The organism is Halorussus ruber (genome assembly GCF_004765785.1).
GTDB classification, from domain to species: Archaea; Halobacteriota; Halobacteria; order Halobacteriales; family Haladaptataceae; genus Halorussus; species Halorussus ruber.
Window position 1 is genome coordinate 55,748 of sequence record NZ_ML219769.1, and the last position, 16,488, is coordinate 72,235.

The window sequence follows — 16,488 nt, forward strand, 5'->3', positions numbered from 1 at the left end:
ATGAACTTTTACGCCATCCACTATAATAAAAGTATGGGAAATTTCGAAGTTTTCACCGAGATTCCCGCCGCCTACAGACACCCCGCGAACTAACCCCCACACCGACACCCCGTTTCACTGGAAACCCGGTGTGTGTCTCAACGACGACTGGTGTCCTTCGCCCCTCGATTTTACTGGAAATTCCACTGGAAACGTAGTGTGCGCCACAAAACGTAGTGTCCGCCGCAGTAGCCGCCACCAAAGCGACTTCTGCTCGTCAGAGTTTGGATTTTCCTCCCGAGGAGTCGATTGCTCTCCCGCTATTAGACAACGCTTTCAGACGCGCCCCGTCACGTCTTGATATGCGCTGGTGGAAGCGAGGAGGACTCCTCGTCGTCGTGCTTCTCGTCGTCGCGCTCGGTGGCGTCACCGTCTACTTCTCGGTCCCCTATCACGGGACCGCGGCGTCGGTCCAGTCGGTCGAGGACGACCCGCGCGTCTCGGTGACGACCATCGACGGCGTCCGCGTCCTCTCGCCGACGGCCGCGAACTCGACTCCGGGGTCGAACCCGACCACGGGGACGAATTCGGCTTCCGAACCGAACTCGACCGTCGGACTCGTCTTCTATCCGGGCGCTCGGGTCGCCCCGGACGCCTACGACAGTTCGCTCGCGCCGCTGGTCACCCGGGCGAACGTCACGGTTTTCGTCCCGAGGATGCCGCTCAACGTCGCGCTTCTGGACGCCGACGCCGCCGAGCGCATCCGGACGAATCCGACGATTCGGGCGCGCCACCCGGACATCCGAACGTGGTTCGTCGGCGGACACTCGCTCGGCGGCGTCGCCGCCTGCCGGTACGCCGACTCTCACGACGTGCGGGGTCTCGTCCTGTTGGCGTCCTACTGCAACGCGAACGTGAGCGACGCGCCGATGGCCGTCCTCAGCGTCACCGGGAGCGCAGACACGGTCCTCGACCGCGAGAACTATCGACAGGGCCGGACTCGACTCCCGGCGAACGCGACCGTCCGCGAGATTCGAGGCGTGAACCACACGCAGTTCGGGTCGTATCGAGGCCAGCGCGGGGACTCGCCCGCACCGCTCTCGTACGACGAGGCGCATCGCCGACTGGCCGACCTCCTCGTGCCGTGGGTGGCGAACCACTCGGCGGTCGAGCGCGCCTCGCCCGTCAATTCGCTTCCCGTCCGGAACAGGCCTATTCGCTACTGGAACCGAGCCTGAAGCCAGCACGCCCCTTCGACGGTGTCGCCGACTTGCGGTTCGTAGTCGCCAGCGACGTGGTCGGCGACGAAAAGCGCCACGTCCACATCTGCGCCATCGCCCGTGTCCGCGCCGTCATTCGCGTCAGCGCCGTCGCCCACACCAGCGTCGTCGCCCACACCAGCGTCGTCTGTCCGGAACAGCGGCACGCGAAGAAGATACCCGTCGTAACCGCGAGGACCATCGGAGCCGCAAGAACCGTCAGAGCTGCGATGAGAGACGCGCTCGACTTCTTCGACGTTCGTGCGGACGACGTAATCGTCCGGTGCGCCTCGCTCCCACGGTCGGAACCCGACGAAGTCCGAAACGTCGACCTCCTCTCCGCTCTCGTCGACGACGGTATCGTACTCCGATTCGCCGAAATCGTAGGCGAGGAGCGCGAGCGAAATCGTGCAGTCGCCGCCGAATCGCTCGGGCGAATGCTCGAAGTAGTTCGCGGCGAAGACCGTGATTGCGGCGTCGGCGAGGGTTCCCCCCAACCACGCTTCGATTCCGGTCTCCCACTCGTTCAGCGACTCCATCTCGACCTCGTGGGAGACCCCCTCCACGACGGGATACGCCGTGGCGATTTCACCGTCGAGCGAGACCGCGACCGTTCCGACTGGGTCGTCGCCGAGGCGATGGCCGGTCACTTCGCGGCCGTTCCGGTCGAACCCGTCGATTACGGTTCCCTCCTCGACCGCGGACATCGTCAACTGCTTGATTGCCGCTTCCCGGTTCTCGTCGGGGACGAGCGTGTCCCAATGACTTCCGTGGCTCTGCACACTCGGGCCTGCACTTCCGACCGACGCCGCCGCCATCGGGTTCGTCGGCGGGTCGCTCGGTCGCTCCTCGCCGTTCGGTTCGCCGGGTTCGTCCTCCGATTCGCCGGGTTCGTCCTCTGATTCGCCGAGTTCGTCCTCCGATTCGCCGAGTTCGTCCTCCGATTCGGCGAGTCCATCTTTCGCCCCGTCGAGTCCGTCCTTCGGTCGTCCGCTTCCGCCGTCGGTATCCGTCAGAAGTCCCCGGAGTCTGTCAAATAAACCCATAAAATCGGAGACTGATTGTTGTAATATGATTCTTTGGATTCATGTATGCCCAGAAACTGCCAGAACGGTGTCGAGGTGCGACACTCAGGGTCCGATATGCGGGTGTAGCGCGGCAGAGTGTAACACGACAGTCCAGTTTGGGAGTAGTGGTATCGGGATACCAGCCCGGAATGACAGATACTGATGTGCAAGCAGTATCTGAATAGCAATCTCCAACGAGAACAGGTAATAAGTATGGTGGTCAGACAGGATTTGTCGCTCGCCAAAACGAATTCGGGAAATGAGACGAACGCATTTCCCGACAGTAGAACGCATCGTCAGACATATGTGATTATTCCCCTAAGAAATAAATATATATTTTTAGGAAATATGTAGCTATATCCATCGTTCTCGCGGTGGGGACTCGCTCGAAGCCAAACCGCGCCGTCAGTACTCTCTACCGCTGGAGAACCGTCAGCGCTTTACCCTGCTAGAGAACTGTCAACGCCCTACACCGCTAGAGGACCGTCAGCGCTCGACGTCGACGGAGGAGGAGGACTGAATCCAGGCGTCGTCGCGCTGGTCGGATTCGATGACGTAGACGGGACCGACTTGCGGGTCGTAGTCGCTGTAGCCCGTGTACTCCGCGTCGTCGGTTTCGATGAAGTGGTAGCGAGGGTTCGAGGCCGTGTCTTTCTTGGTGGGTTCTATCATGGATGTGATTGAGATTGTAGCGATTACGTCGGGCGGTGGGATACCGATTGCGTCCGGGCGGCGCGAAGCCGTGGGCGGAACTGGAGCGCTTACGTCGGAGTGGCGCGAAGGGACGCGGCGGCCTCCTCGGAGATATCGACTTCCCCGGTCGAGGAGACGGTCACGACGCGTCCGGCGTATTCGATTGTGACCTCGACGGCGTCCGACTCGCCGCCTATCAGCGACGTCGTCGGTTCGCGGGCGACGATGGTTTCCAGCGCGTCCGTATCGACCACGTCGTGGAGCGGCGGGAGGGCCTTCGGGTCGCGCCCGGTCTCGTCGGCGACGGCGTTCACTACCTGCACGGTGACCGAGTCGGCGGAGGGTTCGAGTGCGAGTTCGTTCATCGGGTTCTATTTAGATAGACGGGGAGTATCCGCTTATTCCTACGGCGTATGTATATATCCGGCCCTGTCGAGAACATACGTATATATCTATATTCGCCTTCTCAGTCCCTCTCAGCCGCTAACGCTCGCTCTTAGCTACTGGTTCCCGCTCTCATCCGTTGACTCCCGCTATCAGCGTCGGGCACTTCCGCTGTCCGCGTCGGGCTACCGATTCGCGGTCGTCGAACGACCGCGAATCGGACGGTTAATGGAGCTTGTCTGGTGAACACACAGGTATGGAACCAGAGACGTCCGGTCGAAAGGACGACCACATCGACATCATTCTCGAGGAGGACGTCGAGACGTCCGGAAGCGGCTTCGCCAACGTCCAGTTAGTCCACGAGGCACTACCGGAAATCCATCGGGACGACATCGACACCGCGATTGATTTCTGCGGGCGCGAACTCGCCGCGCCGATAGTCATCGAGAGCATGACCGGCGGGCACCCCAACACCACCGAAATCAACCGCTCGCTGGCGACGGCCGCGCAGGAGACCGGCATTGCGATGGGCGTCGGAAGCCAGCGCGCGGGGTTGGAGGAACCCGACGACGAGGAGTTGCTCGAATCGTTCACCGTCGTCCGCGACGCCGCCCCCGACGCGTTCATCTACGGCAACATCGGTGCGGCACAGCTCGCGGAGTACGGCGTCGAGGGCGTCGAGCGCGCGGTCGAGATGATAGACGCCGACGCGATGGCGATTCACCTGAACTTCCTCCAGGAGGCCGCACAACCCGAGGGCGACGTGGACGCGAGGGACTGTCTGACCAACATCGAACTGGTGGCGAGCGAACTGAGCGTCCCCGTAATCGTCAAGGAGACCGGAAACGGGCTATCTCGTGGCACCGCACGGAGGCTCACCGACGCGGGAGTGGACGTCCTCGACGTCGCGGGCAAGGGCGGCACGACGTGGTCCGGCGTCGAGGCGTATCGCGCGAGCGCCGTCGGCGCGGACCGCCACGCGAAAATCGGAAACCGGTTCCGGAGTTGGGGGATTCCGACCGCCGTCAGCACGCTCCAGACCGCGGAAGTCCATCCTTGCGTGGTCGCCAGCGGCGGCGTCAGGTCCGGCCTCGACGTCGCCAAGGCCATCGCGCTGGGCGCGCAGGCCGGTGGGCTGGCCAAGCCCTTCTTACAGCCAGCGGGGTCCGGCCCCGAGGCGGTCATCGACTTGGTGGACGACCTCGTCGCCGAACTGAAGACCGCGATGTTCGTCACCGGGTCGGACTCCGTCGAGGAGTTGCAGGACACCGACTACGTCCTCTTGGGACCGACGAAGGAGTTCGCCGAGCAGTGCTAGCCGACTGAACTCCCGACCCGCGGGACTGAACTCCCGGCCCGCGAAAACTGAATCCACCACCCGCGAAAATATTACCGACATCTGCGCCGTCGGACTCGAAACGCGAGATAATCTCGGCCAGACGCGCCTATTTGCGACTGCGTCCGCTAGCTACGCCCGTGACCGACCAATGACAGCACGAATCGACTCCGCCTCCCTCGACAGTCCCCTGACGATAGTTGGCGTCGCGCTCGTCCTCATGAGTAGCCTCGCGGCCGTCTGGATGCTCACACTCGGCGACATCGTCACCGCGCTCGGACTCGGACTGCTCGTCGCCGCGGGACTGTTGCTCTCCTCGATTGGCGTCTCCGGCGAAGCGGTCGCACACTGACGCCGCGGACCCGAACGCGTTTCCGGCCTTCCCCCGAATGCAACGCTCATGACTGATACCGACTCCTTCGACGTGGCGACGTGGACGCTGATACTGACGGTCTTCGTGGTCGGCTTCCTCGTCGTGACCGGCCTGCTACAGTACGCCGCCAGCGGCGACTTCGGGTCGCTCCTCCGCAACCTCGCCATCGGCGCGCTGCTGTTGGCCTTCGGCGCTGGCCTCCGGAAGAAGTGGCAAAACGAGTAGCGAAGAGAAGGAGTTTCGGCGCGTGGTTCTCAAGCGTAGGATTCTTCGTCCTCGACTGGGCCGCTGAACGACGAGTACAGCACGACGAAGTAGGTTGCGACCAGCGGCAGGAGGAGCGACGCGGCGATGGTCGAGAGGTTGAGCGGGAGCGTCGAAACGATGGCGTCCGCGACTTCGAGGCCGGCCACGGGGTCGATTAGCGGGAACAGGAGCGTCGCAACCAGCGCGACGAGTCCGTAGGCTTGCCCGGCCACGGCACCGAGCGCGAGGACGTGCCGGTCGCGCCTGCTGGCGACGACGTTCGCCGCGGCCAACAGCACCGTCAGCGCGAGGAGTGCCAGCGTCGGGAGCGACAGGAGCGAGACGTGCGAGGCGGATTGGCCGCCGACCGCGAGCGCGGCGACCACGAGCAGGAGATAGCCGGCCTGCGCGAGGTGTCCCATCGGTCGCGTCTCGATTCGGATGTCGCCGCGCGTCTTCAGGCCGAGGTAGGTCGCACCGTCGGTGATGGTGAGCGCGACGACTGCGAGGCCGACGAGGAGGCTCGCGGCGGACGCGAACTCCTCGACGCCGAACAGCCAGTTGCCGACGAACACGCCGAGGAAGAACGGGGCGGTGACGCTCCCGACGACGAAGGCCCGGCCCCACCACGTCTGCCACTGGTCGTCGTGGCGCTGTTCGTACATCTCGGGAGCGAGACCGCGGATCAGGAGCGCGGCGAGGATGGCGAACAGAAGGAGGTAATGGCGACTGAACAGGGCCGCGTAGACCGACGGGAAGACCGCGAACAGCATCCCGCCGAAGACGACCAGCCAGACCTCGTTGCCGTCCCAGAACGGGCCGATGGCCGCCAGCAGCGTCTCGCGCTCGGCCTCGGCGTCTCTGGTCGCAAACAGCGCGCCGACGCCGAAGTCGAACCCGTCGAGGAACAGGAAAGTCCCGAGGACGGCGAAGACGAGCGCGAACCAGAGCGTGTCGAGCGGGAGGCCGAACAGCGGGCCGTCGGCCAGCGAGAGCGCGACGGGGTCAGTCATCGCTCGGGACCCCCTCCGCGCTTTCGGGCGTCTCGGCGGCGGGTTTCGGCGGGTCGGCCGGTGCCTGTTTCGGCGGGTCGGTCGGTGCCTCCTCGCGGATGATTCGGAGGACGACGTAGGTGTACAGCACGAGCAGGAGGCTGTAGACCACGACGAAGCCGACGAGAGTGGCGAGGGCCTCGGTCCCGGTCAGGTTCGGCGAGACGCCCGCGCTGGTCTTCATCACCCCGTCGATGACCCACGGCTGGCGTCCGACCTCGGTGACTATCCAACCGAGTTCGACGGTGAGAATCCCGAGGACCGACGAGCCGACGAGTGCTTTTGCGAGGAGATCGTCCTCGAAGAGTTTGCCCTGAAGCCAGCGGACGCCGCCCCAGAACGAAAGCAGGATGAACCACATGCCGAGGCCGACCATCGCACGGAAGGACCAGAACACGATGGCGACGGGCGGGTCCTCGGTCGGGATGTCGTTCAACCCGGTGATGGTCGCGCCGGGATTACCGCCGCTGGCGAGGATGGACGCGAGGAAGGGCAACTCGATTACGAATAGCTCCTCGGCGCGCGGGTCCGTGATGTCCGAGACGCTCGTGGGGAAGGCGAGGAGCTTCAGCCCGACCGACGAGTCGGTGTCGTACTGGGCCTCCATCGCGGCGAACTTCTGGGGCTGGGTATCGGCGACATGGCGGCCGTAGGCGTCACCGTGGATGGCCTGAAACGGCGCGGTGACGAGCAGGACCGCCAGACTGATTTTCATCGTCTTGCGCCAGAACTGCGTGTCGCGGTCGGTCCAGACGAAGTACGCCGCGACTCCCGCCATGAACAGCGCGACCGAGAGGACCGCGGCGTTCTGCATGTGGACGAACATCCACGGGAATCGCGGGTTGGCGTAGGCGGCGATGGGGTCGACCAGCGAGACGATCGGCTGGCCGTTCTTGGTCGCCATCTCGAACCCGCGGGGCGTCTGCATCCACGAGTTGGCGATGAGAATCCAGACCGCCGAGAGCCACGTGCCGAGGCCGACGAAGATGCTCGACAGCATGTAGAGGCGGTCGGTGACGCGCTCGCGGCCGAAGACGAAGATGCCGAGGAACGTCGCTTCGAGCATGAACGCCATCATCCCCTCGACGGCCAGCGGGCCGCCGAAGAGTTCGCCCGCGGCGGTCGAGAACGCCGCGAAGTTGGTGCCGAACTCGAATTCGAGGACGATGCCCGTCACGGTTCCGACCACGAACGAGATGGCGAAAATCTGGGTCCAGAACGCTCGGAGTTGTTCGTATACCTGTTCGTCGGTCCGTATCTCTTTCCACGTGAAATAGATGAGGAAGGGCGCGAGGCCCATGCTCATCACGGGGAAGATGATGTGGACGATGGTCGTCACCGCAAACTGGAGTCTGCTGGCGATGACTGGGTCGATCATTTGGTGTGAGGTGGTGTCGGGGTGTCAGTTCGGCGGGCGTCACCGCGGTTCGTGCGGTTCGTACCGCAGTTCATACTAGTGTACGGCGCGCCCGCGAGGCAGGACTCCGCGGTCAGGTCATCGGTCGCTCGTGACGAACCACCAGTCGTAGTACTCGTCGCGGTCGGGGTCCAGTTCGTCCTCGCGCGCTCGGGCCTCGCTCTCGGTGCTCGGCGGCGACAGCAGAACCTTGTCGCCGAACGTCTCGTTGTCGGGCCAGTCGGCGGGCGCGGCGACGCCGTCGTCGTCGCTCTTCTGGAGCGCGCGGAGCGACCGCAGAATCTCGTCGATGTTCCGGCCGATCTCCATCGGGTAGGTCAGGACCAACCGGACGATTCCCTCGGGGTCCACGACGAAGACGCTCCGGACGGTGGCGGTGCCCGCGCCGGGGTGGAGCATCCCGAGTCGCTGAGCGACGCTCCCTTGGTCGTCGGCGACGATGGGGAAGCCGATGTCTACGTCGAGGTTCTCCCGAATCCACTCGGTCCACTTGATGTGGGAGTGAACGCGGTCCACCGAGAGGCCCAGCAGTTTCGCTCCGAGGTCCTCGAACTCGTCGCGGCGCTGCTCGAAGGCCACGAACTCGGAGGTGCATACCGGCGTGAAGTCGCCGGGGTGGCTGAACAGGACGAGCCACTCGCCCTCGTACTCGTCGGGAAGCGACAGGTCGCCGTGACTCGTCTGGACTTCCAGTTCGGGGAAGCGGTCGCCGATTCCGGGTGTCTCGACCGTCGTCGCGTCGGTCTCAGTTGAGTCTGACATTCTATCTAACGATTGGAGACGCCCACACTAAACGGGCCTTCTACGAACTATTCTTTCGGACTTTCCGGAGACTCGTTGTGAAGTCCGAAACAATATTTCTGGTTGTTCGAGCTGAGGTACTCGTTGGCACAGGTATATTTCGCAGTTACCGGAATCGAAACGGAAAAAGATAGCCAGCGGGCGAGGTCGCGTCGGCGCGCCGTCAGTCGTCGCCCTCGAAATCCACGCCGCCGAGGCCGCGGGCCGCCGCCAGCAGGCGGCCGAGCGCACGTCGCACGTCGGCGTCGAACAGCGCCCGGAACAGTCCGAAGAATCCGACGGGTTTCGGGTCCTCTTGGGCGAAGCCGTCGATGGTCGCGTCGAGGGCCGCGGTGACGCTCGGGTCGCCGAGTTTCTGCATGAACGCCACCATGTTGCCCGCGTTCCGCCCGAGTTCGTACATGTCCACGTCGTTCTCTGCGTGGGCGTCGGCGAACCCGGCGGCGGCCATCCGGAGGTCCCGAATCGCGTCGCGGTTGTCGGTCGCGGCGTCGGTCAGTTCGGGCGTGAGTTCCGTTGCGAGGTCGTGGGTCGCGTCCAGCAACTCCAGCATCTCGACGAGCGTGTCGGCGTTCTCGCCGAGTCGCTCGACGAGGACGAGCGTGTCCTCGTTCTCCAAGGTTGGTCGAACGCGTTCGAGGACCTCGCGGTTCTCTCGCACCGCCACGACGAGTTCGGGCACGAGGTCGTCGGTGAGGTCCTTCGAGACCGCGAGGAGGTCCAGCAGTTCGACCAGCGTCTCGGACTGCTCGCCGACCTTCTGGAGGAGGACCATCGTCTCCTCGCGCTCGAAGGCGACCCGGAGGTCTCGAATCGGCTCGCGGTTGTCTCGAACCGTGTCGCGGAGTTCGGGCACGAGTTCCGCGGCCAACTCCTCGGTCACGGTGAGCAGTTCGAGGAGTTCCGCGAGGTTCGCGTCGTTCTCCTCGATGGCCCGCGCCAGTTCGTCCGCGTCGAGTTGTGCGGCGGCGTCGGAGCCGACGCTTCGGTCTTGACTAGCCATGTTAGGGAAGCGGGTCGTAGCCCCGGAGCCAGAGGTTCCAGTAGACGCTCGGCAGGACGTTGATGTCCATTATCCAGTTGGCGCGGCTCTCGACGGGCGCGGAGATGCTGTTCTCGTAGTCGAACTCCGCGACCATCGCCTTGCCCTTCTTCGTGAGGAGCGGACAGGCCGCGTAGCCGTCGTAGGCGGCGGTCTGGGGCTTGTCCTCCATGTGGGCGGTGAGGTTGTCGAGGACGACGTGAGCCTGCTTCCGCGCGGCGGCGGCCGTCTTGGCGTTCGGAGTGTCGCCGGCGTCACCGAGCGCGAACACGTCCGGGTACGTCTCGTGCTGGAGCGTGTGCTTATCGACGGTGACGTACTCGCCGCCGTCGGTCAGCGGCGAGCGTTCGGTGAGGGCCTTCTGGCCGTACTGGGGCGAGACGGGTACGTAGAAGTCGTATTCGAGCGAGTCGCCCTCCTCCGAGCGAATGACGCCGTTCTCGTAATCGACCGACTCGACGGTGAAGTTCAGTTCGGCCTGAATGCCGCGGTCGGCCCAAATCTCCTCCAGTTTCTCGCGGTAGGGCGAGACGCCGAAGATGGCGTCGCTCGGTTTCGTCATGACGACCTCGACGTCGTCGCGGATGCCGCGCCGCCGGAAGTAGTCCTCGGCGAGCATCGTCATCTTCAGCGGGGCACCCCCGCACTTGATGGAGGTGTCCGGAACCGAGACGACGAAGCGCCCGCCGTCGAACTCGGGGAGGGCCTCTCGCATGCTCATCGCGCCCTCGTAGTGGTAGAACGGGTGGACGGAGTCGGTCTCCTTCCAGCCTTCGACCATCCCCGGCGTCGTCTCGGGGGCGAGTCGGTGACCCAGCGAGGCGACGAGATAGTCGTAGTCGAGGTCGTCCTCGGAGAGCGAGACCGTCTTCTCCTCGGGGTCTACGCCCGTGACCTCGTCGTGGACGAACTCGACGCCGTCGCGGAGGATGTCCCGAACGTCGCGGAACTGGTCGTCGGGGTCCATGTACCCGAACGGGAGGAGGTAGAACGACGGCTGATAGGCGTGTTCGGTACTCTTGTCTACGATGGTGATTTTCGCATCGGTGCGGTCGAGCCGGCGCGAGAGCATGTTGGCGGTCATCGTCCCGCCCACCCCCGCACCGAGTACCACGATGTGGTCCATAGACACTCAATCTTTGGCGTGGCGATACCTGACCGTTGAGATACCCGAGAGAATGTTGGTCAGTTAGTCGTCTTCAGAATTCCTCCGACAAAAATTTCGGAATGGTCGCGGAGGCGGAGCGGAACTCATGACTGCGGTGGTCGCAGGGACGGGGCGAGACCTGATTGTGACTGGGGCGGGAGAGGGTGTTGAACAATCGTAGAGCAATATATACAAATATTAAAGAAATATTTATATGCTTAAAGTGAAGAAATAGATGTGTGTAACTTCACGGACGCGACGACGGCGCGGGTCGGCGCGAGACGACCAAGACGGGCGACGGAAAACCAGCCGACGACTCCGAGCAGTCGTTACCGGGACTTCTCGGGGTCGTTCTCGCAGGTCTCGACCGGCACGTCCAGCAGGTTGCCCCACTCGGTCCACGACCCGTCGTAGTTCGTGACCTCGGGGAACTCCAGCAGTTCCGAGAGGGCGAACCAGACGAGCGCGGAGCGTTCGCCGATGTTACAGTAGACGATAATCTCGTCGTCCTCCTCGATACCGACCTCGGCGAAGGGTCGTTCGAGGGCGCGGCGGTGTTCGAAGCGGCCGCACTCCCGGACGAGGCTCGTCCACTCGATGTTGACCGTCCGGGGGATGTGTCCGCTGGCGCGGGCCGGAACGTCCGCGTCGCCGCAGTACTCCTCGGGCGAGCGAACGTCCACGATGGTCACGTCCTCGGAGAGGGCGTCCTGCACGTCGCGTCGGTAGGCCCTGACGTGGTCGTTCGGGGGCTGGGCCTCGTACTCGACCGGCGTGACCTCGGGCGTCTCGGTGGTCGTCGGGTAGTCGTTCTCGGTCCAGTAGTGCTTCCCGCCGTTGAGCAGGCGCACGTCGCGGTGGCGGTAGTACTTCAGCGCCCAGTAGACGAACGCCGCCAACTCGTTGAAGCCGTCGCTGTAGAGGACGACCGTCGAGTCCGGCGTGATACCGCGCTCGCCCAGTAGCGTTTCCAATCGGTTCGCGTCCGGAATGGTGCGCGTCCCGGCGTCGGAGAAGTCCCGTTTCAGGTCGAGTTCGACGGCACCGGGGATGTGGCCGGTGTCGTACTCGTCGCCAGTCGAGACCTCCACGAGGCGGAACTCGGGGTCGTCGGTCTCGAACTCCTCCAGTTGCCTGTAGAGGCCGTCGGGGCGCACCAGCACGGACTCCGGATACCCAGTCGCGGTGGTCCCGATGGACCGCCTGCTGACGCTGTAACAGGTCTGGCGGCCGTCACGGAGCGCCGGGGCGGCCTCCACGAGACCTTCCTCCTCGAGTTGCGTGAGACCGTATCTGGCGGTCCGCGAACAGAGGAGGGTCTCCTCGGTGATCTGCTTGAGCGTCATCGACCCCTCCCGAGAGAGAACGTGAAAGATGAACTTCGAACTGGGTGGGAGGTCTACGAGGATTTCCTCGACCGATGAGTCTTGCATTATTCCCACAAGACAACCTTAGGGCCGGTCCGATAAGACGTTATTGGTTCCATCGGCGGTGGCGGTCGGCCTGATAGCGCGAAAACAGGCTTGCAAAAGCCTGAAAACGGCGTAAAGTACCGGAAATAATTTCGGGTACTCCGGGGTTGCGGCGGTCGTAACGGTGGTCTACCACACATTATTCTCCCTGCTCGAATCGTTTTACGTGCAACACCGCTAGGGACACCCAACGATGGTAGAAACGATATCGGCCGAAACCTTGCAAGACATGCGAGACGCCGACGAGGAGTTCGTCCTCATCGACACGCGCTCGCCGGAGGCGTTCGACGACCGGCACGTCGCCGGGGCGGAAAACGTCGAGTACTCCGGCGACAGGGACGAACTCGTCGGCGAGTTCGACCCGGACCGACTGGACGCCGACGAGACGGTCGTCACGATTTGCGCGACCGGCCGGTCGGCCGAAATGTTCTCCGAATGGCTCGAAGCCGAGGGTCACGCCCACGACGTCAAAACCGTCGAGGGCGGGATGGAGGCGTGGCGTACGGTCTCGGCAGACATCGCCGTCACCGACGACTAAACCAACTCTCCCACAACCAATGTTCGGAATCGAAACCCTCTCCGGCAACGCGAAAGCGCTCGCCCTCGTCGGACTCGTGTTCGTCCAAGCAATCTCACTGTACGTCGTCTACGGCGCACTCGGACAGGTACTCGGACCTCGAATCCGGAGCGCCCTGCGGGGTGAATAGCGATGGAAATACTCGGCATGAGCGCGCTGATGGTCGCCACGTTCACCGGCTTCGGCCTGCTCATCGGCATCCTGTTCGGGTTCTTCGGGATGGGCGGGTCGTTCCTCGTCACGCCAGCGTTGCTCGTGATGGGATTCCGGTCGGAGGTCGCGGTCGGGAGCGGCCTCGCGTTCGTCTTCGGGACGAGCGTCATCGGGGCGCTCAAGCACCGCGGTCTCGGACAGGTCGATTACAAACTCGCCGTGTTGATGGTCGTCGGGATGACCAGCGGCATCGAGGTGGGGAAGTACGTCATCGAGTTCCTCAGCGCGGCCGGGGCGCTTGACCTCTTCATCAGCGTCGCGTACATCGGCCTGCTGGCAATCGTCGGCCTCGTCACGCTCCGCGACGCCCGAAGCGACGACGACGGCGACGACGGCAGCCGATTCGCCGAGAAACTCCGGAACGTCCGCATCCCGCCGACCATCTCGCTCAACGGCGGTTCCAGCGTCTCGCTGTGGATAATCCTCGCGGTCGGCTTCGGCATCGGCATCCTCTCGGGCATCCTCGGGGTCGGCGGGGGCTTCCTGCTGATGCCCGCGATGATGTACGGCTTCGGCGTGCCCGCGGCGGTCGCGGTCGGCACCGACATCCTCCAAATCACCCTCTCGGGAGCGTTCGGCGCGTTCACCTACGCCCAGTCGGGCTACCTGAACCTCCCGGTCGTGGCGTCCCTGCTCACCGGGAGCGCGCTCGGTGCCCGAATCGGCGCGGCCGCGACGAGTCTGGCCAACGAGGACGACATCAAGGGGTACTTCGCGGCGATGCTGTTGGCTGGCAGTCTGGCAGTTGCGAGCAAGAACCTCGGCAACGCCTTCGACGTGTCGGTGCTACAGACGGTCAGCATCGTCCTCATCCTCGGGTCCGCACTCGTGGTGAGCGCGGCCGTGCTGTACAGCAGCATCACCGAACTCCGAGCGAACGGCGTGAGCGAGGCGACCGACGCCCACGCGAAGGCGGACTGACGCCCCAGCAGTTCGATTTTTCGTCCCGAAACGCAGCGCCTATCATCTCGGTGTCTCCTACTCCGAGACGACTTTAGCGATGGCTTCGAAATCACCCCCCGAGCCGGTGTTGGCGGGCGTTCGCCAGACGAGGGCGTTCGACCGAGGGGCCACGAGGACATGACCGCGGACAGCGACGAGACCGAGGAGACCAGCGACGCGGGCGACGAAGCCCGAGAGGTCGGCGCGCTCACCCAGCGCTGGAACGTCCGAGACGCGACGCTCCTCCGGGGGAAGGGGAGCCTCGACCGGACGACGCGGTTCGAGCGGAACAACTCGCCAGCGGTGCTGACGGCGGCGCTCGACCGGGCGGCCCGGACCGTCCGCGAGACGCCGCCGAACCGGGACGGCTACGCCGTGCCGCTCCACGAGGCCGGAAACCCGGTCACGACCGACGAGTACGTCCTCTGGCGGCCCGACTCCGAGCAAATCGGGTGGTACGACACGAGTTTCGGCATCGACGGGACGGTCCGGTTCGTCTCGGTCGAGGAGGCGGCCGAGACCACCATCGGCGACCGACTCAAGTACTGGCACCCGGACCTGACGCCAGCGGCCGAGGAGCAACTCGCGGAGTTCGAGCTACCCGACCCGGAGGTGACGCCGAAATCCCAGCTCTCGGATGGAGAGCGCCGCGACTTTTTCGAGGAGCTGGTCGAGTTCGTGACCGCCGAGCGCGACGCCGAACAGCGGGCGAACCGGCGACGCCACCGCGAGGCCGGTATCGAGACGCTCGTCGGGAAGGGAATCGCGGCCGGACCGTTCGTCTCGCTCGGGCGGGTGAGCCACCCCAACACGGTCGGGCGGTTCCAGTTCCAGATTGCGGAGAGCGGTCCGGGTGGGAGAGATAGCGATGGACGCGACGTGGACCGCTACCGGGACGAGGATATCTACCCGGACAGCGTCTTTCTGGTCGATACGCTGGACGACGACGACCGCTTCCCGCTCGCGGTGCGGACGACAGCAGTCGAGGGGTCCGTGCTGACGGTGAAACCCGACCGGCGGTGTTCGCTCGACCCCGCCGTCGTCGAGGAACTGCTCACGAGCGACCGCGAGTTCTGGCTCACCCACCTCCTGAATCCGGTGCCCTTCGAGCGCCGGACCGCGGCCGTCGAGAGCGTGCGGTCGAACGAGTCCAAGCGAGACCTGCTGACCGGGAATCGCCCCGCCAGATTCGCCGCCGACCGGCTCTCGGTTCCGAGCGTCGAGCTGGAGTTGAACGAGTACCAGAAGCAGGCGCTGAAGTGGGCCGACGACGCCGAGGACCTGCTGTGCATCCACGGCCCGCCCGGAACGGGGAAAACTCGGACGCTCACGGCCTACGTCCTCCACGCGGTCTGGCACGGCGACTCGGTGCTGGTGACCGCCCACTCGAATCAGGCCGTGGACAACCTGCTGGTGGGCGACAGCACCGTCGGCGACCCGGAACCGGGCACGCTCCACGAGGTCGCGTGCCGGGAGCGTGACGACGGTGAGAAAGGAGACGGTCTCAGCATCGCGCGGGTCGGCCACAACTCCACGAACGAGGTCGTCGAGCGCAACTACGAGGACGCCTCGGTCGCGGAAGCCGACGTGGTGGCGGCGACGACCAGCGGGGCCGCCCAGTTCGACACCGACCAGTTCGACGTCGGCGTCGTGGACGAGGCCACGCAGGCGAGTCGCCCCGCGACGGCCATCGTCCTCGACTGCTCGCGGAAGCTGATTCTGTCGGGCGACCACAAGCAACTGCCGCCCTACTGCGCCGACGAGACGATGAAAGAAGAACAGAGCCACTCCTCGCTGTTCGAGTACCTGCTGGAACGCTACGGCGAGGAGATTTCGGTCCTGCTGGGTCGCCAGTACCGGATGCACGAGGACATCGCCGAGTTCCCGAACGAGGCCTTCTACGGCGGGAGTCTGGAGACCGCCGACCGGAACCGGGACTGGCAGGTCGGGGACCTCGACCCCCTCGTCGGCGTGGACGTGGACGGCGAGGAGCGACGGGAGTCCGGCGGCGACTCGCTGTACAACCCCGAGGAGGCCGAAGCGGTCGCCGAGGAGGTCGAGACGCTGGTCGAGAACGGAGTCGCGCCCGAGGACGTCGGCGTCATCTCGATGTACCGCGGACAGGTCGGGTGCATCCGCTCGCGGCTTCGGCGGGCCGGAATCGAGGGCGCTGGTCGAGTCACGGTCGATACGGTGGACTCGTTTCAGGGCGGCGAGCGCGAGGCCGTCGTCGTCTCGTTCGTCCGGAGCAACGACGAGGGCAACGGCGGGTTCCTCGAACTCCCCGACGAGGGCGCGCGCCGGTTGAACGTGGCGCTGACTCGCGCTCGAAAGCGCCTCGTGTTGGTCGGCGACTGGGAGACGCTCTCGGCCGTGGCCCCGCACCGGAGTGAGGAGGAAAGCTGTGCGGACCTGTACGACGAACTTCGAGAGCGTCTAGCGCGTGAGGGATGGATGCAGAAGAAGTGATTTCAGTTGTCCTTGAGTA

17 protein-coding genes are annotated in these 16,488 nt (G+C 64.6%); 8 read left to right on the plus strand and 9 right to left on the minus strand.

Annotation, left to right across the window (positions count from 1 at the left end; translation table 11 throughout):
• Positions 1–341: 341 nt before the first annotated feature.
• The gene (locus EPL01_RS02455) at positions 342–1,217 is read left to right on the plus strand and encodes an alpha/beta hydrolase (protein WP_135823684.1); all 876 of its coding nucleotides are present in this window, start codon (positions 342–344) and stop codon (positions 1,215–1,217) included.
• On the opposite strand, the gene EPL01_RS02460 is transcribed toward EPL01_RS02455, so the two are convergent.
• The 3 genes from EPL01_RS02460 to EPL01_RS02470 form a co-directional block, all read right to left on the minus strand.
• The gene (locus tag EPL01_RS02460) at positions 1,199–2,284 is read right to left on the minus strand and encodes a hypothetical protein (RefSeq protein ID WP_135823685.1); all 1,086 of its coding nucleotides are present in this window, start codon (positions 2,282–2,284) and stop codon (positions 1,199–1,201) included. The two genes, EPL01_RS02455 and EPL01_RS02460, sit on opposite strands and share 19 nt — an antisense overlap.
• Positions 2,285–2,791: 507 nt before the next feature.
• The gene (locus EPL01_RS02465; RefSeq protein ID WP_135823686.1) at positions 2,792–2,977 is read right to left on the minus strand and encodes a hypothetical protein; all 186 of its coding nucleotides are present in this window, start codon (positions 2,975–2,977) and stop codon (positions 2,792–2,794) included.
• Between the two features lie 89 nt (positions 2,978–3,066).
• Entirely contained in the window at positions 3,067–3,363 is a 297-nt protein-coding gene (locus EPL01_RS02470) for a DdfA family disk-determining factor (RefSeq protein WP_135823687.1), read from the minus strand.
• Positions 3,364–3,638: 275 nt separating this feature from the next.
• Here EPL01_RS02470 and fni point away from each other — a divergent pair, with 275 nt between their 5' ends.
• From fni to EPL01_RS02485, 3 genes are all read left to right on the plus strand, one after another.
• On the plus strand, positions 3,639–4,700 hold the full coding sequence (gene fni / locus EPL01_RS02475) for a type 2 isopentenyl-diphosphate Delta-isomerase (protein WP_135823688.1): 1,062 nt from the start codon (positions 3,639–3,641) through the stop codon (positions 4,698–4,700).
• A 169-nt stretch (positions 4,701–4,869) separates the two neighbouring features.
• Positions 4,870–5,070, plus strand: a complete 201-nt coding sequence (locus tag EPL01_RS02480; RefSeq protein WP_135823689.1) for a hypothetical protein — start codon at positions 4,870–4,872, stop codon at positions 5,068–5,070.
• Between the two features lie 48 nt (positions 5,071–5,118).
• Positions 5,119–5,316 carry a DUF8073 family membrane protein gene (locus tag EPL01_RS02485; protein ID WP_135823690.1) on the plus strand — a complete coding sequence of 66 codons (198 nt, stop codon included), beginning with the start codon at positions 5,119–5,121 and terminating at the stop codon, positions 5,314–5,316.
• 29 nt (positions 5,317–5,345) lie between these two features.
• On the opposite strand, the gene cydB is transcribed toward EPL01_RS02485, so the two are convergent.
• The 6 genes from cydB to EPL01_RS02515 form a co-directional block, all read right to left on the minus strand.
• Positions 5,346–6,350, minus strand: coding sequence for a cytochrome d ubiquinol oxidase subunit II (gene cydB, locus EPL01_RS02490; protein ID WP_135823691.1), 1,005 nt, complete (start codon positions 6,348–6,350; stop codon positions 5,346–5,348).
• Positions 6,343–7,767, minus strand: coding sequence for a cytochrome ubiquinol oxidase subunit I (locus tag EPL01_RS02495; protein ID WP_135823692.1), 1,425 nt, complete (start codon positions 7,765–7,767; stop codon positions 6,343–6,345). The genes cydB and EPL01_RS02495 overlap by 8 nt, the downstream gene beginning before the upstream one ends.
• 117 nt (positions 7,768–7,884) lie before the next feature.
• Positions 7,885–8,568: a peroxiredoxin gene (locus tag EPL01_RS02500; RefSeq protein WP_135823693.1), complete on the minus strand. Its 684-nt coding sequence runs from the start codon at positions 8,566–8,568 to the stop codon at positions 7,885–7,887.
• A gap of 202 nt (positions 8,569–8,770) precedes the next feature.
• Complete coding sequence (locus tag EPL01_RS02505; RefSeq protein WP_135823694.1) at positions 8,771–9,610, minus strand: helical membrane plugin domain-containing protein; 840 nt, start codon at positions 9,608–9,610, stop codon at positions 8,771–8,773.
• A 1-nt stretch (position 9,611) separates the two neighbouring features.
• Positions 9,612–10,775, minus strand: coding sequence for an NAD(P)/FAD-dependent oxidoreductase (locus EPL01_RS02510; RefSeq protein ID WP_135823695.1), 1,164 nt, complete (start codon positions 10,773–10,775; stop codon positions 9,612–9,614).
• Between the two features lie 350 nt (positions 10,776–11,125).
• Entirely contained in the window at positions 11,126–12,229 is a 1,104-nt protein-coding gene (locus tag EPL01_RS02515) for a rhodanese-like domain-containing protein (RefSeq protein ID WP_135823696.1), read from the minus strand.
• A 232-nt stretch (positions 12,230–12,461) separates the two neighbouring features.
• Here EPL01_RS02515 and EPL01_RS02520 point away from each other — a divergent pair, with 232 nt between their 5' ends.
• From EPL01_RS02520 to EPL01_RS02530, 4 genes are all read left to right on the plus strand, one after another.
• Entirely contained in the window at positions 12,462–12,806 is a 345-nt protein-coding gene (locus tag EPL01_RS02520) for a rhodanese-like domain-containing protein (RefSeq protein ID WP_135823697.1), read from the plus strand.
• 19 nt (positions 12,807–12,825) lie between these two features.
• The gene (locus EPL01_RS21385; protein ID WP_168215786.1) at positions 12,826–12,975 is read left to right on the plus strand and encodes a DUF7512 family protein; all 150 of its coding nucleotides are present in this window, start codon (positions 12,826–12,828) and stop codon (positions 12,973–12,975) included.
• Between the two features lie 2 nt (positions 12,976–12,977).
• Positions 12,978–13,979 (plus strand): sulfite exporter TauE/SafE family protein, encoded by a 1,002-nt coding sequence (locus tag EPL01_RS02525; RefSeq protein ID WP_246045613.1) that lies wholly within the window; start codon positions 12,978–12,980, stop codon positions 13,977–13,979.
• 159 nt (positions 13,980–14,138) lie between these two features.
• On the plus strand, positions 14,139–16,469 hold the full coding sequence (locus tag EPL01_RS02530) for an AAA domain-containing protein (protein WP_135823698.1): 2,331 nt from the start codon (positions 14,139–14,141) through the stop codon (positions 16,467–16,469).
• The last annotated feature ends 19 nt before the right edge of the window (positions 16,470–16,488 follow it).

What these genes read in the sequence shown, in the direction of transcription:
- cydB (WP_135823691.1), bottom strand. Translation starts at nt 6,350, where the DNA reads ATGACTGACCCCGTCGCGCTCTCGCTGGCCGACGGCCCGCTGTTCGGC.
- EPL01_RS02470 (WP_135823687.1), bottom strand. Translation starts at nt 3,363, where the DNA reads ATGAACGAACTCGCACTCGAACCCTCCGCCGACTCGGTCACCGTGCAG.
- EPL01_RS02465 (WP_135823686.1), bottom strand. Translation starts at nt 2,977, where the DNA reads ATGATAGAACCCACCAAGAAAGACACGGCCTCGAACCCTCGCTACCAC.
- EPL01_RS02480 (WP_135823689.1), top strand. Translation starts at nt 4,870, where the DNA reads ATGACAGCACGAATCGACTCCGCCTCCCTCGACAGTCCCCTGACGATA.
- EPL01_RS02520 (WP_135823697.1), top strand. Translation starts at nt 12,462, where the DNA reads ATGGTAGAAACGATATCGGCCGAAACCTTGCAAGACATGCGAGACGCC.
- EPL01_RS02500 (WP_135823693.1), bottom strand. Translation starts at nt 8,568, where the DNA reads ATGTCAGACTCAACTGAGACCGACGCGACGACGGTCGAGACACCCGGA.
- EPL01_RS02455 (WP_135823684.1), top strand. Translation starts at nt 342, where the DNA reads ATGCGCTGGTGGAAGCGAGGAGGACTCCTCGTCGTCGTGCTTCTCGTC.
- EPL01_RS02515 (WP_135823696.1), bottom strand. Translation starts at nt 12,229, where the DNA reads ATGCAAGACTCATCGGTCGAGGAAATCCTCGTAGACCTCCCACCCAGT.
- EPL01_RS02460 (WP_135823685.1), bottom strand. Translation starts at nt 2,284, where the DNA reads ATGGGTTTATTTGACAGACTCCGGGGACTTCTGACGGATACCGACGGC.
- EPL01_RS02510 (WP_135823695.1), bottom strand. Translation starts at nt 10,775, where the DNA reads ATGGACCACATCGTGGTACTCGGTGCGGGGGTGGGCGGGACGATGACC.
- EPL01_RS02505 (WP_135823694.1), bottom strand. Translation starts at nt 9,610, where the DNA reads ATGGCTAGTCAAGACCGAAGCGTCGGCTCCGACGCCGCCGCACAACTC.
- EPL01_RS02485 (WP_135823690.1), top strand. Translation starts at nt 5,119, where the DNA reads ATGACTGATACCGACTCCTTCGACGTGGCGACGTGGACGCTGATACTG.
- EPL01_RS02525 (WP_246045613.1), top strand. Translation starts at nt 12,978, where the DNA reads ATGGAAATACTCGGCATGAGCGCGCTGATGGTCGCCACGTTCACCGGC.
- fni (WP_135823688.1), top strand. Translation starts at nt 3,639, where the DNA reads ATGGAACCAGAGACGTCCGGTCGAAAGGACGACCACATCGACATCATT.
- EPL01_RS21385 (WP_168215786.1), top strand. Translation starts at nt 12,826, where the DNA reads ATGTTCGGAATCGAAACCCTCTCCGGCAACGCGAAAGCGCTCGCCCTC.
- EPL01_RS02495 (WP_135823692.1), bottom strand. Translation starts at nt 7,767, where the DNA reads ATGATCGACCCAGTCATCGCCAGCAGACTCCAGTTTGCGGTGACGACC.
- EPL01_RS02530 (WP_135823698.1), top strand. Translation starts at nt 14,139, where the DNA reads ATGACCGCGGACAGCGACGAGACCGAGGAGACCAGCGACGCGGGCGAC.